Source organism: Streptomyces sparsogenes subsp. cuspidosporus, from assembly GCF_039532705.1.
Taxonomy (GTDB): Bacteria; Actinomycetota; Actinomycetes; order Streptomycetales; family Streptomycetaceae; genus Streptomyces; species Streptomyces sparsogenes.
Genome location: NZ_BAAASD010000005.1, coordinates 158779 through 175270, shown reverse-complemented (window position 1 = coordinate 175270; position 16492 = coordinate 158779). Strand labels below are relative to the sequence as shown.

At 73.6% G+C, this 16492-nt stretch carries 13 protein-coding genes; 8 read left to right on the top strand and 5 right to left on the bottom strand.

Annotation, left to right across the window (positions count from 1 at the left end; all coding sequences use genetic code 11):
- Nucleotides 1-26 precede the first annotated feature (26 nt).
- Entirely contained in the window at nucleotides 27-644 is a 618-nt protein-coding gene (locus tag ABFY07_RS08685) for a GNAT family N-acetyltransferase (protein ID WP_346173889.1), read from the top strand.
- On the opposite strand, the gene ABFY07_RS08680 is transcribed toward ABFY07_RS08685, so the two are convergent.
- Nucleotides 631-1836, bottom strand: a complete 1206-nt coding sequence (locus ABFY07_RS08680) for an erythromycin esterase family protein (protein ID WP_346173888.1) — start codon at nucleotides 1834-1836, stop codon at nucleotides 631-633. The two genes, ABFY07_RS08685 and ABFY07_RS08680, sit on opposite strands and share 14 nt — an antisense overlap.
- A 68-nt stretch (nucleotides 1837-1904) precedes the next feature.
- Between ABFY07_RS08680 and ABFY07_RS08675 the strand changes: the two genes are divergently transcribed.
- Nucleotides 1905-2657, top strand: coding sequence for a TioE family transcriptional regulator (locus tag ABFY07_RS08675; RefSeq protein ID WP_346173887.1), 753 nt, complete (start codon nucleotides 1905-1907; stop codon nucleotides 2655-2657).
- Nucleotides 2658-2785: 128 nt separating this feature from the next.
- On the top strand, nucleotides 2786-3880 hold the full coding sequence (locus ABFY07_RS08670; protein WP_346173886.1) for a serine hydrolase domain-containing protein: 1095 nt from the start codon (nucleotides 2786-2788) through the stop codon (nucleotides 3878-3880).
- Nucleotides 3881-3912: 32 nt separating this feature from the next.
- On the opposite strand, the gene ABFY07_RS08665 is transcribed toward ABFY07_RS08670, so the two are convergent.
- From ABFY07_RS08665 to ABFY07_RS08650, 4 genes are all read right to left on the bottom strand, one after another.
- Nucleotides 3913-5088 carry a serine hydrolase domain-containing protein gene (locus ABFY07_RS08665; protein ID WP_346173885.1) on the bottom strand — a complete coding sequence of 392 codons (1176 nt, stop codon included), beginning with the start codon at nucleotides 5086-5088 and terminating at the stop codon, nucleotides 3913-3915.
- Between the two features lie 323 nt (nucleotides 5089-5411).
- Entirely contained in the window at nucleotides 5412-6563 is a 1152-nt protein-coding gene (locus tag ABFY07_RS08660) for a cytochrome P450 family protein (RefSeq protein WP_346174033.1), read from the bottom strand.
- Nucleotides 6545-8002: a cytochrome P450 gene (locus ABFY07_RS08655; protein ID WP_346173884.1), complete on the bottom strand. Its 1458-nt coding sequence runs from the start codon at nucleotides 8000-8002 to the stop codon at nucleotides 6545-6547. The genes ABFY07_RS08660 and ABFY07_RS08655 overlap by 19 nt, the downstream gene beginning before the upstream one ends.
- A 158-nt stretch (nucleotides 8003-8160) precedes the next feature.
- A complete protein-coding gene (locus ABFY07_RS08650) occupies nucleotides 8161-9210 on the bottom strand; it encodes an MBL fold metallo-hydrolase (protein ID WP_346173883.1) in 1050 nt (349 codons plus the stop codon).
- Nucleotides 9211-9349: 139 nt separating this feature from the next.
- Here ABFY07_RS08650 and ABFY07_RS08645 point away from each other — a divergent pair, with 139 nt between their 5' ends.
- The 5 genes from ABFY07_RS08645 (at nucleotide 9350) to ABFY07_RS08625 (ending at nucleotide 16427) form a co-directional block, all read left to right on the top strand.
- Nucleotides 9350-10834 carry an aldehyde dehydrogenase gene (locus ABFY07_RS08645; protein WP_346173882.1) on the top strand — a complete coding sequence of 495 codons (1485 nt, stop codon included), beginning with the start codon at nucleotides 9350-9352 and terminating at the stop codon, nucleotides 10832-10834.
- Complete coding sequence (locus ABFY07_RS08640) at nucleotides 10834-11076, top strand: ferredoxin (protein ID WP_065958792.1); 243 nt, start codon at nucleotides 10834-10836, stop codon at nucleotides 11074-11076. Before ABFY07_RS08645 ends, ABFY07_RS08640 begins: the two co-directional genes overlap by 1 nt.
- Before the next feature lie 220 nt (nucleotides 11077-11296).
- Entirely contained in the window at nucleotides 11297-14149 is a 2853-nt protein-coding gene (gene lanKC, locus ABFY07_RS08635; RefSeq protein WP_346173881.1) for a class III lanthionine synthetase LanKC, read from the top strand.
- 15 nt (nucleotides 14150-14164) lie between these two features.
- Complete coding sequence (locus ABFY07_RS08630) at nucleotides 14165-14299, top strand: SapB/AmfS family lanthipeptide (RefSeq protein ID WP_346173880.1); 135 nt, start codon at nucleotides 14165-14167, stop codon at nucleotides 14297-14299.
- A gap of 199 nt (nucleotides 14300-14498) precedes the next feature.
- Nucleotides 14499-16427, top strand: coding sequence for an ABC transporter ATP-binding protein (locus ABFY07_RS08625; RefSeq protein ID WP_346173879.1), 1929 nt, complete (start codon nucleotides 14499-14501; stop codon nucleotides 16425-16427).
- Nucleotides 16428-16492: the final 65 nt, after the last annotated feature.

The following is a 16492-nucleotide window of genomic DNA, read 5'->3' as shown; positions in this document are numbered from 1 at the left end:
CATGGGAGGGCCGTGAGGATCGCGCCATGGACATCTTCCTGGAGACCGAGCGGATGGTGCTGCGCCCGTTCACCCCCGACGACGTGGACCGGCTCGTGGAGCTCGACGGCGACCCCGAGGTGATGCGGTACATCAACGGCGGCCGGCCCACGCCCCGCGACACGATCCGGACCCGGCACCTGCCGCGACTCCTCCACCGCCACCCTGGCCTGGGAACCTTCGGCTACTGGGCGGCCGAGGCGAAAGGCACGGGGGCGGAGGGCGCGGGGGCGGAGGATGCTGGGGCGTTTCTCGGTTGGTTCGAGTTCCGGCCGCTGGAGGACGACAGCCCGGCCGTGGTGGAGCTCGGGTACCGGCTGCGGGCCGCCACCTGGGGGCGCGGCTACGCCACCGAGGGCGCGCGGGCGCTGATCCACAAGGGGTTCACCGAGCTGGGTGTCCAGCGGGTGACCGCGAACACGATGACCGTCAACGCCGCGTCGCGGCGGGTGATGGAGAAGTCCGGCCTGACCTTCGTCCGCACCTACGTCGGCGACTGGCCGGAGGTCATCGACGGATCGGAGCACGGCGAGGTCGAGTACGACCTGACGCGGGAGGCCTGGGAGCGCCGCCGTGCCACCTCACGCGAGGCTAGTCCCGCGTGACGTCCTTGACGAACACCAGGCCGTCGCTGTCCGCCAGGTGGGCCGGGTCGAGCGGGGCGTAGCCGAACCAGGGGGACACGCGGGGCGCGGGCCGGGTGTCGCCGAGGGCGGCGGCCAGCCGGCGGGCGTCCACGACGCAGCGGTCCTCGGGCAGCTCGTACAGCAGCCCTTCGAGGGTGTCCGGCGGCGGCGTGTCCACGCCCTGATGCCGGATCGTGCCGAGGGCGGTGGCCACGAAGGCGTACTCCTCGCCGTGCCGGGCGCTGACCAGCGCGCCGGTGCTCCACCACTCCAGCGGCTTCCCGTTCCATGGCATCGTGCTCTTCTCCCGCTGGAAGTGGGAGTTGTGGGCGTGGACGAGGGCCGGGCCCCGCTCGGCGACGGCGAGCAGGTTGTCGGCCATCATCCGGGCCCGCAGGCCCGCCAGCCGGGTCATGCGCGCCGGTGAGGTGTCGGCCATCCAGAAGTGGTAGCGCAGCAGGCCGGTCGCGGTGCGCCCGTACAGGCGCGCCCGGTCCCAGCCCTCCCGGGAGGTCTCCGCGATCAGGTGGGGTGTCTGCTCGTCGAGCAGTGCCACCAGTTCGTCGGCGAGCAGCCGCAACTCCCTGGCCTCGGCCGACCGCCCCATGGACTTCGCCGGGTCCGTCATCGCGTCGGGATCGGTCCACCGGTCGTCGTCGCCGAGCAGGCGGTCGAGCGTCTCGGGGGCGCAGGGCAGCAGGTCCGCGTCCACCTGGGCCGCGAGGTAGCCGTGGAGCGCGGTGAGGGCCTGCCGGGGGCTCGCGGCGTGGGTGATCTCCAGTTGGCCGTCGAAACCCGCGAAGCGGAGCCGCTCGGACGCGGGCCGGCCGTCGTTGTACGCGCGCATCCAGCGCACCAGCTCGCGGTTGGGCGCGGACGCGTTGAACCACGTGTGGCTGAAGCCGCGCTCCATGACCTCGTCCAGGGTGCCGGTGCCCGAGGTGACGTAGTCGTCCACGATCAGGCCCAGCAGGCAGTCGCTCTCGATCGCGATCGTCCGGTAGCCCTCCTGCTCGACCAGCTGCCGGAACAGCTCGTTGCGCACCTCGAGAAGGGTGTCCTCGCCGTGGGTGGGCTCGCCCAGGGCGAGCAGCCGGGGCCGGGCCGGGAGCAGCCGCATGACGGCGGCGGCATCGACGGCATGGGTGGTGTCTTTGATGTCGGTGACCATGGATTCAACGTATCGTTGAACCTTCGGTGGAAACTTTTCCGCGATGTCAGCAGGCTCAGGGCGGATTGATGGGGCAGAACCTTCAAACGGGCGAACGGCTCAGGCCGGTTGACCTCGCGCGCGGACACGGCCTGTCCACGCAGGCGGTCAGGAACTACGAGGAGGCCGGCATCCTTCCGGCCGCCGCGCGCACCCTCCACGGCTACCGCACCTATACGTCGCTGCACGCCGCCGCTCTGCGCGCGTTCCTCGCCCTGGTGCCCGGCCATGGCCACCGGACGGCCGCGTCGATCATGCGGGCGGTGAACGAGGGCGTGGACGAGGAGGCGTTCCGCCTCCTCGACGAGAGCCACGCCCAGCTCCTCGAAGACCGCCGGACCCTCCAGGCCGTGGAGACCGCCCTCCGCGACCTGGCCACCACCACGGCGCCCGAGCGTGACGCGGCGGCCGGCGGGTGGGCGGCGAGACCCGCGCCCGGCGGCACGTTCATCGGGCCGCTGGCCGGAAGACTCGGCATCCGCCCCGCGACCCTGCGTAAATGGGAGCGCGCCGGCCTGGTGCGCCCGCGCCGCGACCCGCACACCGGATACCGCGTCTACGACGAGGTCGACGTACGGGACGCCCGGCTGACCCACCAGCTCAGGCGGGGCGGCTACCTGCTGGAGCAGATCGCCCCCCTGATCGCCCAAGTACGGGCGGCCGGCGGGCTGGAGCCGCTGGAGGCCGCGCTGGGCGACTGGCACCGCCGGCTGTCCGCCCGCGGGCGGGCGATGCTGACCGGGGCCGCCGAACTGGAGGCGTACCTCCGCGCGCGCGGATGAGCCCATTGCCGGCGATACCCCCTGGGGGTATGGTTCGGAGTCCGGGCAGCGTCGTCCCGGGGGCGGGGGCCGTGGCGCGCCGTCCAGGAGGACTGCCTGCCTCACCTGTGCGGAGGGGAGCGGGCACGATGAGGGTCGAGGGATTCACCGCGGACGGATACGACGGGGTGCGCCAGGTGTTCCAGCGTCTGCTGGACGACGGCCGGGAAACCGGGGCGGGCCTGTCGGTGTGGCGGGAAGGCCGCGAGGTCGTCCGGCTGAGCGGCGGCTGGGCGGACGCCCGGCGAAGCCGCCCCTGGCGCGATGACACCTTGGTGATGCCGTACTCGCTGTCCAAGACGTTCGTCACCCTCGCCGCCCTGGTGGCGGTGCGCGACGGCGCGCTGGACCTGGACGAGCCGATCTCGGAGCACTGGCCCGAGTACGGGGCCCGGGGCAAGGAGACGGTCACGCTCCGGCAGGTGCTCACCCACCGGGCGGGCCAGCCGCGCTTCCCGGACACGGCGGCGGGCCTCGACCTGCTCGACGCGCGCGGACTGCGGGACAGTCTGGCGCACGCGGCCCCGGAGTACGCTCCGGGCACCTCGCTCGGAGAACACGCGCTGACCTACGGACACCTCGTGGACGGCATCCTGCGCGCGAGCGCCGGGAGCACCCTGGGCGAGGTGTTCCACGGCGTCGTACGGCCCGCGCTCGGTCTCGACGCGTGGTTCGGCGTGCCGGACGACTCACTGCACCGGGTGGCCGACCTGGAGTACGCGCACCCGGACTGGCCGCACCGGCTCCACGCGGCACCGTGGCTGCGGATCCCCGACGGAGCCCTGGACATCGAGCGGACGAACTCCCGCGCGCTGCGGCAGTCGGTCTTCGGAGCGATCAACCTGCACACCACCGCCACCGCCATGGCGGCCTTCTTCGCCCACCTCACCAGCGAGGAGGGCCCCGTGCGCGCACTGCTCGGCCCCCGGCTCCACACCGAGCTGCTCACCTCCCAAGTCACCGATCACGACGAGGTCTTCGGTACCCGGATCACCTGGACACTCGGCCTCGTACGGGACAAGGGAAAGATCGCGAAGGGCGGGATCGGCGGCTCGGCCGCCTGGTGGTCACTGCGACACCACCACGCCTGTGCCTACCTCACCCGCCGGCTGGACGACCACGCGCGGGCCGCCGAGATCGCCGCGGCCCTGGGCGACGATCTGGCGGTGGTCGGCGAGGACTGAGGGCCCGTTTCCCGCGGCGGGGGCCCTGCGGGTCACCCCGCGCGAACGGCTGTCGCGTCCTGGGAGCCGGCCCGGCACAGCTCCTGACCCACGAGGGCGCCCATGGCCCCCTGCGTGTCCCGGCCGCCGTCACTGGTGACGTACACCACGGCGGACCGGCTCCCGTCCCGGGTGACGCCGACCCAGGTGCGATAGCCGAGCAGTTCCCCCGAGTGACCGAAGTAGCTGCCGCCACAGGGCAAGGGGATCTCGCCAAGACCGAGCCCGTACCTCACGCCCAGCTCGGGCGCGGGCGTCGTGGTCGTCATCTCGTCGAGCCCGGCCGGAGCCAGCAGGCGGCCGCCGAGCAGCGCGGTGTAGAACCGGCTCAGGTCGTGCGTGGTGCTGATGATCGAGCCGGCGCCGACGGCCATACTCGGGTTGAGCGCCGTGACGTCGATGCTGGTGCCGGTGTCGAACGAGGCGTAGCCGTGGGCGTGCGGGCCCGGGATGGACGGGGAGGCGCCGGGCGTACTGGTGTCCTTCAGGCCCAGCGGGCGGATGATCCGGTCGTTCACCTCCTGGGCCCAACTCCGGCCGGTGACCTCCTGGATGATCATCGCGGCGAGAATGTAGTTGGTGTTGGAGTACGACCATTCGGCGTCCGAGGAGAGCTTGGGAGCGGGCCGCATGGCCATCGCCACCAACTCCTCGGGGGTGTAGGTGCGGAACCGCTCGGCTCGATAGCCGTCCGCGCTGTTCAACGCGGGTATCTTCGGCGCGACGTCCGGAATGCCGCTGGTGTGCCGCAGCAGCTGCCGTACGGTGATCCGGCTGCCGTCGTGCCCGTGGCCCCGGACGACTCCCGGCAGCCACTGCTCGACTGTGTCCTCCAGGGACATTCGTCCCTCGCCGACGAGTTGCAGCACGACCGTGGCGGTGAAGGTCTTGGTGGCGCTGCCGATCCGGAACCTGCCGTTCTGCGGCATCGGCCTCCCGGTGCCCCTCTCGGCCGTCCCGGCGCGCGCGGTGTGCCGTGTGTGCCCTGACGTCACCTCGGCGAACACCCCGACGGCTCCGGTGTCGTGGATCGCGTCCACCTGCTGTCGCAGCGGATCGGCCTGCCGCGGCTTCGCCGCCGCCGTCAGCCCGGTCGACGCGGCGAGAAGGACCGCGGCCAGGCTGGACAGGGCGAGCAGGCCCCGCCGACGCCTTCCTGACGCATGCATGAGGGTCCCCGTTCTGTTCGGGTCGCCTGCGCGTTCCGGGCCGCTCAGGCCGTGGCCCGCGGCTGTCGCGCCCCCGGAGCCGCTGGTCGACGACCATTCCACCAACGGAGCCGGGATCGGCCCATCCGGCTTCCCCCCGACCCGCCCGTGCGCTGTCCTCAGGGCGGTGCCGGGGGTTATCCCCCGCACGGACGCCGAGGCTTACGCCTCCATCGGGTTCCCGTATACGGAAGGTCACGCGCGCGCCCTCACGCACGCGCAGACGTGGCCGTCGATCGCGGGGCCGGGCCCGGGGAGCGTGTGGGCGCTCCCCGGGGCGGTCGTCAGGCGGCCGGGTCGGCGTTGGGGGTCGCGGCCGCGTCGGCGCCGAGGAGTACCGGGAGCGTCTGGTGGCCGTTGGAGATGAGGGTGGGCAGGGGGCGGAGCTCCTCCTGGGGGACCGCGAGCCGGAGGTCCGGGAAGCGGTCGAAGAGGGCGGGGAGGGCGATCTGGGCCTCGAGTCGGCCCAGGGGGGCGCCCAGGCAGTAGTGGACGCCGTGGCCGAAGGCCAGGTGCTCCTTGACGGCGCGGGTGATGTCGAACTGGTCGGCCCGGTCGCCGTGGAGGTCGGGGTGGCGGTTGACGGCGGTGATGGAGAGGAGGATCGCGTCGCCCTTCTTGATGGTGACGTCCTCGAGTTCGATGTCCTCCACGGCGTAGCGCAGCGGCACATTGGCCACCGGGGGCTGGGCGCGCAGCGTCTCCTCGATGACGTCGTCCCAGGAGGCCTGGCCCGAGCGGACCAGGGCGAACTGGTCGGGGTGGGTCAGCATGGCGGTGACGGCCTGGTCGAGGAGCTGGACCGTGGTCTCGAACCCCGCGGCGATGAGCAGGCCGACGGTGTCGGCGAGTTCCTGCTCGTTGAGGCGGGAACCGTCCTCGTCGCGGACGGAGATCAGTTCGGTGGTGATGTCGTCGCCGGGGGCGTTCCGTTTGAACGCGACCAGTTCCCGCAGCAGCGCCTCATGCCCCTGGAAGGCGGCGCCGGCCTCCTCGGGGGTCGCGGTCGTGCGGAATATGGTGTCGACGTACCCCAGCTCGCGCTCGCGCATCTCGCCCTCGGGGATGCCGAGCAGCTCACAGATGACGGCGATGGGGAGGGTGTGGCAGTACGCCGCCTTCAGGTCGACCGCCGTGTCGGGGCCGCTGGCCGCGAGGTCGTCCAGCAGCCCGGACACCAGCTGCTCGATACGGGGGCGCAGCGCGGCCGTTCGGCGGGTGGTGAAGGCCTTGGCGACGAGCCTGCGCAGCCGGGTGTGGTCGGCGCCGTACGCGGTGAACATGTTCTCCACCGCGACCCAGCCGATCAGGGGCCAGGTCGGGGGGATCTCACCGTTGATGTACTGGGGCCAGTGGAGCCGGGGGTCCTTGGAGACGCGTGGGTCGGTGAGCAGCCGTTTGAGGAGGGTGGGCTCGGTTATCGCCCACGCCACCACGCGATCAGGGAGTTCCACCAGGGTCGCTGGACCGCGTTCGCGGAGCCGCGCTCCTTCTCCGTGGACGTCGCGTCCTTCGGGGTCGAGGACGAGAGGGCGGAGGTCGAGGGGTCTCGACTGGAGTTCCATGCGCTGCCTCCGGGATTCTGGTCGGTCGCTGTGACGCCGGTCGCATCGTACTTGGCGGCTACCGGGGGGAAACGCACAGGCAGAGCGGCCAGGGCCCGGTGGAACGGGCCGGGGCGCCACTGGAGTTGGCGGGGGTCGACGGTCAGCTCGATGTCCGGGACGCGGTCCAGGAGCTTCTCGACGGCGGTGGAGGCGATGATCCGCGCGGGGTCCTTCGCGGGACAGGCGTGCGGGCCCGCGCCGAACGCGAGGTGGGCGCGGTTGCCGCGGCGGTCGGAGACCAGCTGCGGGTCGTTGTTGGCGGCGGCCATGCTGATGAGGACAGGGGTGCCCTTGGCCACCCGGTGTCCGCCGATGGTGATGTCGCGGACCGGGAAGTGAGTGGCGTAGTTGGCGAGCGGCGGGTCGGTCCACAGCGCCTCGTCGAGCGCCTCGTCCACCGGCATGGTGCCGCCCGACAGATCGCCCGCGAAGCGGTCGTCGGACAGCAGCAGCCGCAGCGCGTTGCAGATCAGGTTCTTCACGGGCTCGACACCGCCGCCCGTGAGGAGGATGAGCTGACTGATCATCTCCTCGTCGCTGAGCCGGGCGGGGTGGGCCAGCAGCCAGGAGGTGATGTCCGCCCCGGGTTCGCGCCGCTTCAGGGCGATCAGCGCGAGGAGGGTGTCGACGAGGACGGCGTTGGCGTCCACCGCGTCCTCGCTGGCGTCCAGGAGCGAGGCCATGCCCTTGACCAGTGTCTCGCTCAGCTCGGGCGGGCAGCCGAAGAGCTGGTTGAAGACGAGCAGCGGCAGCCGGGCGCAGTACTCGCTGAGCAGTTCGGCCTCGCCCTCGGGGCCGAAGAGGTCGATGAGCAGGTCGGCGCTCTCCTCGACGTAGGTGCGCAGGGCGTGCGGGTTCAGCCGGTTGAGGGTGTCGGAGACCGCGCCGCGGTACCGCTCGTGCTCCTCGCCGTCGGTGTACATGGGGTTGGGCCGGTACATCATCATCGGGACGACCGGGCTGTCCATGGGGACCGTGCCGTCGTTGAGCGCTTCCCAGCGGCGCGGGTCCCTCGGGAAGGTCTCGGTGTTGCGCATGATCTCCAGGGCGGTGGCGTAGCTGGTGACCAGCGAGGCGTGGACGCCGGGGGAGATCTCCACGGGTGCGACGGGCCCGTACGCGCGCAGCCGGGCGTAGACGGCGGACGGGTTCGCGGCGAACTCGGGGCCGTACAGGGACTCGGGGCCGGCCGGGGCCGGGCCCCCGGCGGAGTGCGCGGGGCAGCCGGGGGGCGGGGTCGGACCGGAGTCGGGGGTGGAGATCGGCACACGTGCTCCTGGGTGGCGCTCGAACGAACTAGGCATGACAGTGCAGGGCAGTGGGGGAGGGCACGGCTCGGTCCCGCGGGGCGGAGACGCTGTACGGCCCGGCCGAGCGGGGTAAGGCTAGCCGTGGATCAGCGGTGCCTCCACCCTTCTGCGGGGATTCATCTCGCCTGGTACGCCACCGGATCCGTGCCCGGCACCGGCTCCGCCCGGCCCAGCTTCACCAGGCGCCGCAGATGCGCCTCGGCCTCCGAGACCGCGATGTTGCGCGACCCGTAGGGGATGTCGGCCCAGGGGCGGTTCCACTCCATGGCCTCGGCGAGCTGCCAGGGCGTCAGGGGCGCGGCCAGCAGCAGGCCGCGCAGCCCGGCCAGGCGCTCCTCGTGGTGGCGCAGCAGCTCCCGTACGCGGCGGGGGGCGTCGGTGAAGGCGTGCTGGTGGGCGGGGAGCACCTCGGCCGGGTCGAGGGCGGCCACCCGCTCCAGGGAGTCCAGGTAGTCGCCGAGGGGGTCGGTGACGGTCGCGTCGTCGGGGTCCTCGTACAGGCCGATGTGCGGGCTGATTCCGGGCAGCAGGTGGTCGCCGGAGAAGAGCCGGCCGTGGCCGGGCAGGCCCTCGCCGGCCGCCGGGTGGGCCTCTTCGAGGTGCAGACAGACATGGCCGGGGGTGTGGCCGGGGGTCCAGATGGCGCGCAGCCGGCGCCCGGCCAGGTCGAGCAGTTCGCCGGGCGCGATATGGCGGTCGGGCTGGGCGGCGCGGGTGCCGGGGAGGGCGTCCGCGCGGCCCGCGGCGCGGGCCGCGCGCAGGGGGGCCAGGTGCTCCTCGGGGGCTCCGGCGGCGGCGAGCTTCCCGGCGAGGTAGTCGAGCCAGCGGGTGGGCTCGGCCTCGCGGCTGCGGCGTACGACCTCGGCGTCTGCGGCGTGCATGGCGATCCACGCGCCGGAGGCCTCGCGGACCCGGGCGGACAGGCCGTGGTGGTCGGGGTGGTGGTGGGTGACGAGCACGCCGTGGACCTCGGCCACCGAGGTGCCGCAGGCGGCCAGGCCGGTGGCGAGGGTGTCCCAGGCGGTGGGGTCGTCCCAGCCGGTGTCGACGAGGACCGGACCGCGGTCGGTGTCGAGGAGGTGGACGAGGGTGTGGCCGAGCGGGTTGTCCGGGATGGGGACCGGAATGCTCCACACCCCGCCGCCGTGATCCGTTACCCCCGTCATGGCCGTCCCTTCTCCGGGTCGTGTGCGAGCAACGCCAGCATCGCAAGCATTGCCCACGATAACTAGAACTGGTATCAGTTCTGATGGGGCGTCAGAAATGCGGCGCCACGTTGGTGGACCCCGGCGGGAGGCAACGGCGATGAGCGACCTCATCGAGCACGGGCAGCTCTTCATCGGCGGCGTGCCGGCCGACCCGGCCGGCGCGGAGGTGATCGAGGTCGTCTCGCCGCACACCGAGGCGGTCATCGGGCGGGTGCCGCACGCCTCGCGCGCGGACGTGGACCGGGCGGTCGCGGCGGCGCGCACCGCCTTCGAGGAGGGGCCCTGGGCCCGGGCGTCGCTGGAGGAGCGGATCGCGGTCGTCACCCGCGTCAAGGACGCCGTCGCCGCCCGCCACGAGGAGATCGCCAGGCTCATCAGCGCGCAGAACGGCTCCCCGTACTCCTGGAGCGTCCTGGGCCAGGCGCTCGGCGCGCTGATGGTGTGGGACGCCGCGATCACGGTGGCGCGCGGCTTCGTCTTCGAGGAGCGGCGGGCCGGCGTCCTGGGGCCGCTGCTGGTGCGGCGCGAGCCGGTCGGGGTGGTGGCGGCCGTGGTGCCGTGGAACGTCCCGCAGTTCACGGCGGCGGCGAAGCTGGCGCCCGCGCTGCTGGCCGGCTGCTCGGTGATCCTCAAGCCCTCGCCGGAGACCCCGCTGGACTCCTACGTCCTGGCCGAGATCGTGGCCGAGGCCGGGCTGCCGGAAGGGGTGCTGTCGATCCTCCCGGCGGACCGCGAGGTCAGCGAGTACCTGGTCGGCCACCCGGGCGTGGACAAGGTGTCCTTCACCGGCTCGGTGGCGGGCGGCAAGCGGGTCATGGAGGTCGCCTCGCGCAACCTGACCCGGGTGACCCTGGAACTGGGCGGGAAGTCGGCCGCGGTGATCCTGCCGGACGCCGACCTGGAGGCGGCGGTCGCCGGGATCGTGCCGAACGCGTGGATGAACAACGGGCAGGCGTGCGTGGCCCAGACCCGCATCCTGGCCCCGCGCGCCCACTACGACGAGATCGCCGAGCGCCTCACGGCCGCCGCCTCGGCCCTGGTCGTCGGCGACCCGCTGGACCCCGCGACCCAGGTCGGCCCGCTGGTGGCGCGGCGCCAGCAGCGGCGGTCGCTGGACTACATCGCCATCGGGCAGCGGGAGGGCGCCAAGGTGCTGACGGGCGGCGGGCGTCCGGCGGCCCTGGAGAAGGGCTGGTACGTCGAGCCGACCCTGTTCGGTGACGTCGACAACGCCATGCGCATCGCCCGCGAGGAGATCTTCGGGCCGGTCATCTGCCTGCTGCCGTACGGGGACGAGGAGGAGGCGGTGCGCATCGCCGACGACTCCGACTACGGCCTGTCCGGCAGCGTGTGGACCTCGGACGTGGCGCACGGCATCGAGATCGCGCGCCGCATCCGCACCGGCACCTACTCCGTGAACACCTTCAGCCTCGACATGCTCGGGCCGTTCGGCGGCTACAAGAACTCGGGCCTGGGGCGGGAGTTCGGGCCCGAGGGCTTCTCGTCGTACCTGGAGCACAAGATGATCCACCTGCCGCAGGGCTGGGACGGCGAGCGGGGTGGGGACGGGGGGCAGGGCTGATGGGGGACCGCTGGTACGTCGAGGTGGACCGCGGCGTGTGCATCGGCTCGGGGCTGTGCGCGAGCACCGCGCCCGGCGGGTTCCGGCTCGACGCGACACGGCAGGCGCACCCGGTCGCCCCGGAGACGGACGCGTCGGAGGCGGTGCTGGCGGCGGCCGAGGGCTGTCCGGTCGAGGCCATCGCCATCCGTCTCGTGGAGGGCGGCTCCCGGGGCGAGCCGGTGTACCCGCCGGAGGAATGACGGAGTGCCGGTGCGGCCCGGCCCGGGCCTACACATCGCACGCGAATTCGAATAGGCTGTTTCGAACTGGTATTTCGAACTAAGATTCCGAACTCGCATTCCAAACGCCAGTCCATCGAACCTACTCGTGCGTATTGCACGGTCTCTTCGTGACGGATGTGACTGTTCCCACTCGGTAGTGGCGTGGAAATCTCTAGCCCATCACGCCGAGGGGGACTCGATGGACAAAAGGTATGAGGTCTTCTGTCTAGCCGACAGATATTTCTATGAGACCCCCGACCGACTGTCCGCGGGGCGCCGGGCCGGCGCGAACTCCGGCGCGAACTCCGGCGCGAGTTCCGACGCCTTCTTCGAGGCCGCCCAGCGCGCCGTCCCCGAAGGGTGGAAGACCTTCGTCTCCGGGGACTGGCTGCACGTCAACCCCGTGCTGCCGGACGGCACTCCGCGGCCGGGCCGGCCCGCCCAGGGCTGGAAGGTGCATGTCTCGGCCTGCCTCGACAACGCGGAAAAGGCCGCCGCCAAGGTCTGGGACTACTGCGTACCCCGGGAAATACCCTTCAAATTCGTGCCCACCGCGCACGCCCTTCACCTGCGCAACTCCAAGTACGCGGGACGCGGCTCCAGTGGGAAGTTCGCCACCGTCTACCCGGCGGACGAGGCGGAACTCCACACCGTTCTGAAGGAATTGGGCGAGCTGCTCGAGGGCGAGCCGGGCCCGTACATCCTGACCGATCTGCGCTGGCAGGACGGCCCGCTGTATGTGCGGTACGGCGGATTCGCACAGCGCTACTGCGTCGATGAGGCGGCCGGCGGAGGCACGCTCGTGCCCGCCATCGAGGACCCGTCCGGCAAGCTCGTCCCGGACCGCCGCGACCCGGCCTTCCACGTCCCCGCGTGGGTGACGCTGCCCGACTTCCTCGCGCCGCAGCTGGCCGCCCGCAACGCCACCACGGTCGCCGATCTGCCGTACCGCATCGAGAAGGCCCTGCACTTCTCCAACGGCGGCGGGGTGTATGTGGGGACGGACACGCGCAGCGGTGAGAAGGTGGTCCTCAAGGAGGCCCGCCCGTACGCGGGGCTCGCCTCCGACGGGGCGGACGCCGTCACCCGCCTGGAGCGGGAGAAGGCCGCGCTGGAGCGGCTGTCGGGGCTGGGCGTGGCGCCGGAGGTGCGCGACTGGTTCACCCTCGGCGACCACCGCTTCCTGGTCATGGACCACGTGGCGGGCCGCACCCTCAACTCCTTCTTCGCCAGGCGCCACCCGCTGCTGGCCGCCGAGCCGGACCCGGCCGCCGTCGCCGACTACACCCGCTGGGCGCTGCGGATCCACGGAGCGGTCGAGGAGGCCGTGGCGGCCGTCCACGGGCGCGGGGTGGTCTTCAACGACCTGCACATGTTCAACATCATGGTCAGCCCCGACGAGTCCTCCGTCATGCTGCTGGACTTCGAGGCGGCCGCCCACATCAGCGAGGGGCGGCGGCAGGCCATCGCCCACCCCGGCTTCGTCGCGCCGCCCGACCGCAGGGGCTTCGAGGTGGACCGCTACGCCCTCGCGTGTCTGCGGCTCGCCCTCTTCGTCCCGATGACCACGCTGCTGGTGGTGGACCGCGGGAAGGCCGCGCACCTGGCGGAGGTGGCGGCCGCGCTGTTCCCCCTCGACCGGGCCTTCCTGGACGAGGCGGTGGAAGTGATCGCGGGCGCGGAGCACGGCGGCGAGGGATCGCCCGTGCGGGTTGGCGGGGGCGCGGGAGCGGTCGCGAGCGGTGGCGGCGCGGGAGCGGTCGCGAATGGTGGCCCGGGCGCGGCGGCCAGTGGTGGCGGCCGGGTGGTGAGGGGCGGCGGCGCGTCGTACGTGCCGGTGGGCCCCGCCGACTGGCCCCGCAGCCGTGACTCGATGGCCCGCGCCATCCGCGCCTCGGCCACCCCCGAGCGCGACGACCGGCTCTTCCCCGGCGACATCGGCCAGTTCGCCGACGGCGGCGGCCTCGGGGTGGCGCACGGGGCGGCAGGAGTCCTCCACGCGCTCGACCTGACCGGCGCCGGGCGGTACGAGGCGGGGGAGGAGTGGCTGCTGAAGCACACCGCCCCGCCCCCGCGCGGCACCCCGCTCGGCTTCTACGACGGGCTCGCGGGCGTGGCGTACGTCCTGGAGCGGCTCGGGCACACCGACCGCGCGGTGGAGGTCATCGCCCGGGTCCTGGACGAGAAGTGGCAGCGGCTCGGCCCCGACCTGCACGGCGGACTCGCCGGTCTCGGCCTGACGCTCGACCACCTCGCCCGCGCGACCGGCGAGGCCGGGCTGCGCGAGCGGGCCGACGAGGCGGCGCGGCTGCTCGCGGACGCACTCGACGGGGCTGTCGGCGGCGGGCCGGGCGGCGGCGGACCGGGCGGGGACGCCGCCGGCGGGCGCCGGCTGACCGGCGACCGGGCCGGGCTGCTGCACGGCGCGACCGGCCCGGCGCTGCTCTTCCTGCGGCTGTACGAACACTCCGGCGACCCCGCGCTGCTCGACCTCGCCGCCACCGCGCTCCGCCAGGACCTGGACCGCTGCGTCCCGGACCGCCACGGCGCCCTGCTCGTCGACGAGGGCTTCCGCACCATGCCGTACCTGGGCGCGGGGAGCGTCGGGATCGGGATGGTCCTCGACGGCTGGCTCGCCCACCGCGCCGACGAGGACTTCGAGGCGGCCCGCGCCGGCATCGTGGCCGCGGCGTCCCTGCGCTACTACGCCCAGCCGGGGCTGTTCAACGGCCGCGCCGGAATGGTGCTGCACCTCGGCCGCACCACCACCCCGCGGCTCGCGCCCGAACGGCTCGCCGCCCAGATCGAGGCCCTGGGCTGGTACGCCGTGCCGTACCAGGGCCACCTCGCCTTCCCCGGCGAGCAGATGATGCGCCTTTCCATGGACCTGGCCACCGGGACCGCGGGCTGTCTGCTCGCGCTCGGCGCGGCCTGCGGGCAGCCGCACGACGGACCGGTCGGCCTGCCCTTCCTGCCGCCCCTGCGGCGGCCCCAAGGACCGGCTCCCACGCACGGGGGCCGTATCAAGGAAACCCATCCCCAGGGAAATTGAGAGAGAGGAACAGACATGACTCTGCTTGACCTCCAGACGCTCGAGACCGAGGAGTCCGAGAGCTTCGGCGGCGGTGGCGGCGGCGAGAGCAGCGTGAGCCTGCTGCTCTGCGACAAGCACAGCGCGGTCAGCCAGCTGCTGTGCCTGTGATCTGACGGTCCCGCGCGACGCGGCCCCGGCGGAACGACCCGCCCGGGGCCGCGTCCCCGCACGGGCGTCACTCCGGCGGGGCCCGCCCCGCCGGGCCGCGGTCCCGCGCCGGGCTTCCGGACCGGCGCGGGTCCGACCGCCTCCGGCCGGGCGGCCGACCGAACCAGCCCACCCGCGAGGAGTCGAGGACCTGCCGCGCATGGCCCCTTCCAGCACCCCCGACACCACCGACGCCGCCGAGGCCCCCGGCGCCACCACCGCAGCCGAGGCGCCCGAGGCACCCGCCGCGCCCGGGAAGGCCACCGGCGGGGCGGGGGACCGGCTGTTGCGGGGGGTGCTGCGGCACAGCGCCGGCCGCGTGGCCGCCGTGTTCTGCCTCACCACCGCGTCCGCCGCCGCCGGCCTCGCCCTCCCCGCCGTCCTCGGTCACGCCCTCGACCTGCTGCTCGCCGCCCCCCACGGCGCCGAGGCCCGCCGCTGGGTGCTGGCCGGCGCAGGCCTCACCTGTCTGCTCGTCGTACTGGACGCGCTGGACTCGCTGCTCACCGGCACCACCAGCGCCCGCTGTGTCGCCTGGCTGCGCCGCCGCCTGCTGCGCCACACCCTCTCCGCCGGGCCGCGTGCGGACCGGCGGCTCCCGCCCGGAGACCTGGTGACCCGGCTCGTGGGCAACGCCGCGCAGGCCGGGACCGCGCCCACCGCGCTCGCCTCCGCGCTCGCCGCCGTCGTCACCCCGGTCGGCGGACTGGTCGCGCTGGCGCTCATCGACCCGTGGCTCGCCCTCGCCTTCCTGGTCGGGCTGCCGTTCCTCGCCGTCCTGCTGCGCACCTTCATCCGGGACACCACCGACAGCGTCGCCCGCTACCAGCAGAGCCAAGGCGAGATCGCGGGCCGTCTCGTCGAGGCGCTGGGCGGGGCGCGGACCATCGCGGCGGCCGGGACGGCCGGCCGGGAGCGGACGCGGGTGCTCGCGCCACTGCCCGAACTCGGCCGCCAGGGACGGCGCATGTGGCAGGTCCAGGGCCGCTCCGCCGCGTGGGCGGCCGCGATCGTCCCGCTCCTGCAGATCGCCGTCCTCGCCGTGGCGGGGCTGCGGCTGACGTCCGGTCAGCTCAGCGTCGGCAGCCTGCTGGCCGCCGCCCGCTACGCCGTGCTGGCCACCGGCATCGGCATGCTGGTCGGCCACCTCAACGGCCTGGTGCGCAGCCGCACCGCCGCCCTGCGCTTCGCCCCCGTCCTCGCCGAGCCCGCCACCGCGTACGGCACGCGCCCGCTGCCGCCGGGGGACGGGACGCTGGAGCTGCGCGGCGTCGAGGCGGTGCGCGGCGGACGTACGGTGCTGCGCGGCGTGGACCTGGTGGTGCCCGGCGGAAGCTGCGCCGCCGTGGTCGGCCGCTCCGGCTCCGGCAAGTCGACGCTGGCCGCGATCGCCGGGCGGCTCGCCGACCCGGACGGCGGCGAGGTGCTGCTCGACGGCGTGCCGCTGCCCGAACTCGGCCACGACGCGCTGCGCCGCGCCATCGGCTACGCCTTCGAACGCCCGGCGCTGCTCGGCGGCACGATCGGGGGGACCATCGCGCTCGGCCCCGCCCCGCCGCCGCCCGGGCGGGTCACCGAGGCGGCGCGCGCGGCCTGCGCCGACGACTTCGTACGGCTGCTCCCCGACGGCTACGCCACCCCCTGCGCGGACGCACCGCTGTCGGGCGGCGAGACCCAACGCCTCGGCCTGGCCCGGGCCTTCGCCCACGACGGCCGGCTGCTGATCCTGGACGACGCCACATCGAGCCTGGACACCGTCACCGAGCTGCGGGTGTCCCGGGCCCTGTCCGGCCGCCTCCTCGGCGCCCGGCCCCGCACCCGGGTGATCGTCGCCCACCGCGCGGCGACGGCGGCCCGCGCGGATCTGGTGGTCTGGCTGGAGGGCGGGCGCGTACGGGCGGTGGGGAGCCACGCCGAGCTGTGGGAACTGGCCGGGTACCGGGCGGTGTTCGCCGCGCCGGACCTACCGGAGGCATCCGGAGAGGCGCGGGTGTCCGGTGGGCCGGAGGTGTCCGGTGGGCCGGAGGTGGCCGATGAGCCGGAGGTGTCCCGGGAGGCGCAAACGGACGGGGGCGTTCAAGGTGGCTGAAACCGGCCCGGCCCAAAAGGGCCGCCGCACCGGGGTGCGCGGAGGTAGGCCCGGGCCATATGCCC

Coding starts and splice junctions, on each gene's coding strand:
- ABFY07_RS08630 (WP_346173880.1), top strand. CDS start 14,165: ATGACTCTGCTTGACCTCCAGACGCTCGAGACCGAGGAGTCCGAGAGC.
- ABFY07_RS08680 (WP_346173888.1), bottom strand. CDS start 1,836: ATGGTCACCGACATCAAAGACACCACCCATGCCGTCGATGCCGCCGCC.
- ABFY07_RS08675 (WP_346173887.1), top strand. CDS start 1,905: ATGGGGCAGAACCTTCAAACGGGCGAACGGCTCAGGCCGGTTGACCTC.
- ABFY07_RS08665 (WP_346173885.1), bottom strand. CDS start 5,088: ATGCATGCGTCAGGAAGGCGTCGGCGGGGCCTGCTCGCCCTGTCCAGC.
- lanKC (WP_346173881.1), top strand. CDS start 11,297: ATGGACAAAAGGTATGAGGTCTTCTGTCTAGCCGACAGATATTTCTAT.
- ABFY07_RS08640 (WP_065958792.1), top strand. CDS start 10,834: ATGGGGGACCGCTGGTACGTCGAGGTGGACCGCGGCGTGTGCATCGGC.
- ABFY07_RS08645 (WP_346173882.1), top strand. CDS start 9,350: ATGAGCGACCTCATCGAGCACGGGCAGCTCTTCATCGGCGGCGTGCCG.
- ABFY07_RS08685 (WP_346173889.1), top strand. CDS start 27: ATGGACATCTTCCTGGAGACCGAGCGGATGGTGCTGCGCCCGTTCACC.
- ABFY07_RS08650 (WP_346173883.1), bottom strand. CDS start 9,210: ATGACGGGGGTAACGGATCACGGCGGCGGGGTGTGGAGCATTCCGGTC.
- ABFY07_RS08625 (WP_346173879.1), top strand. CDS start 14,499: ATGGCCCCTTCCAGCACCCCCGACACCACCGACGCCGCCGAGGCCCCC.
- ABFY07_RS08670 (WP_346173886.1), top strand. CDS start 2,786: ATGAGGGTCGAGGGATTCACCGCGGACGGATACGACGGGGTGCGCCAG.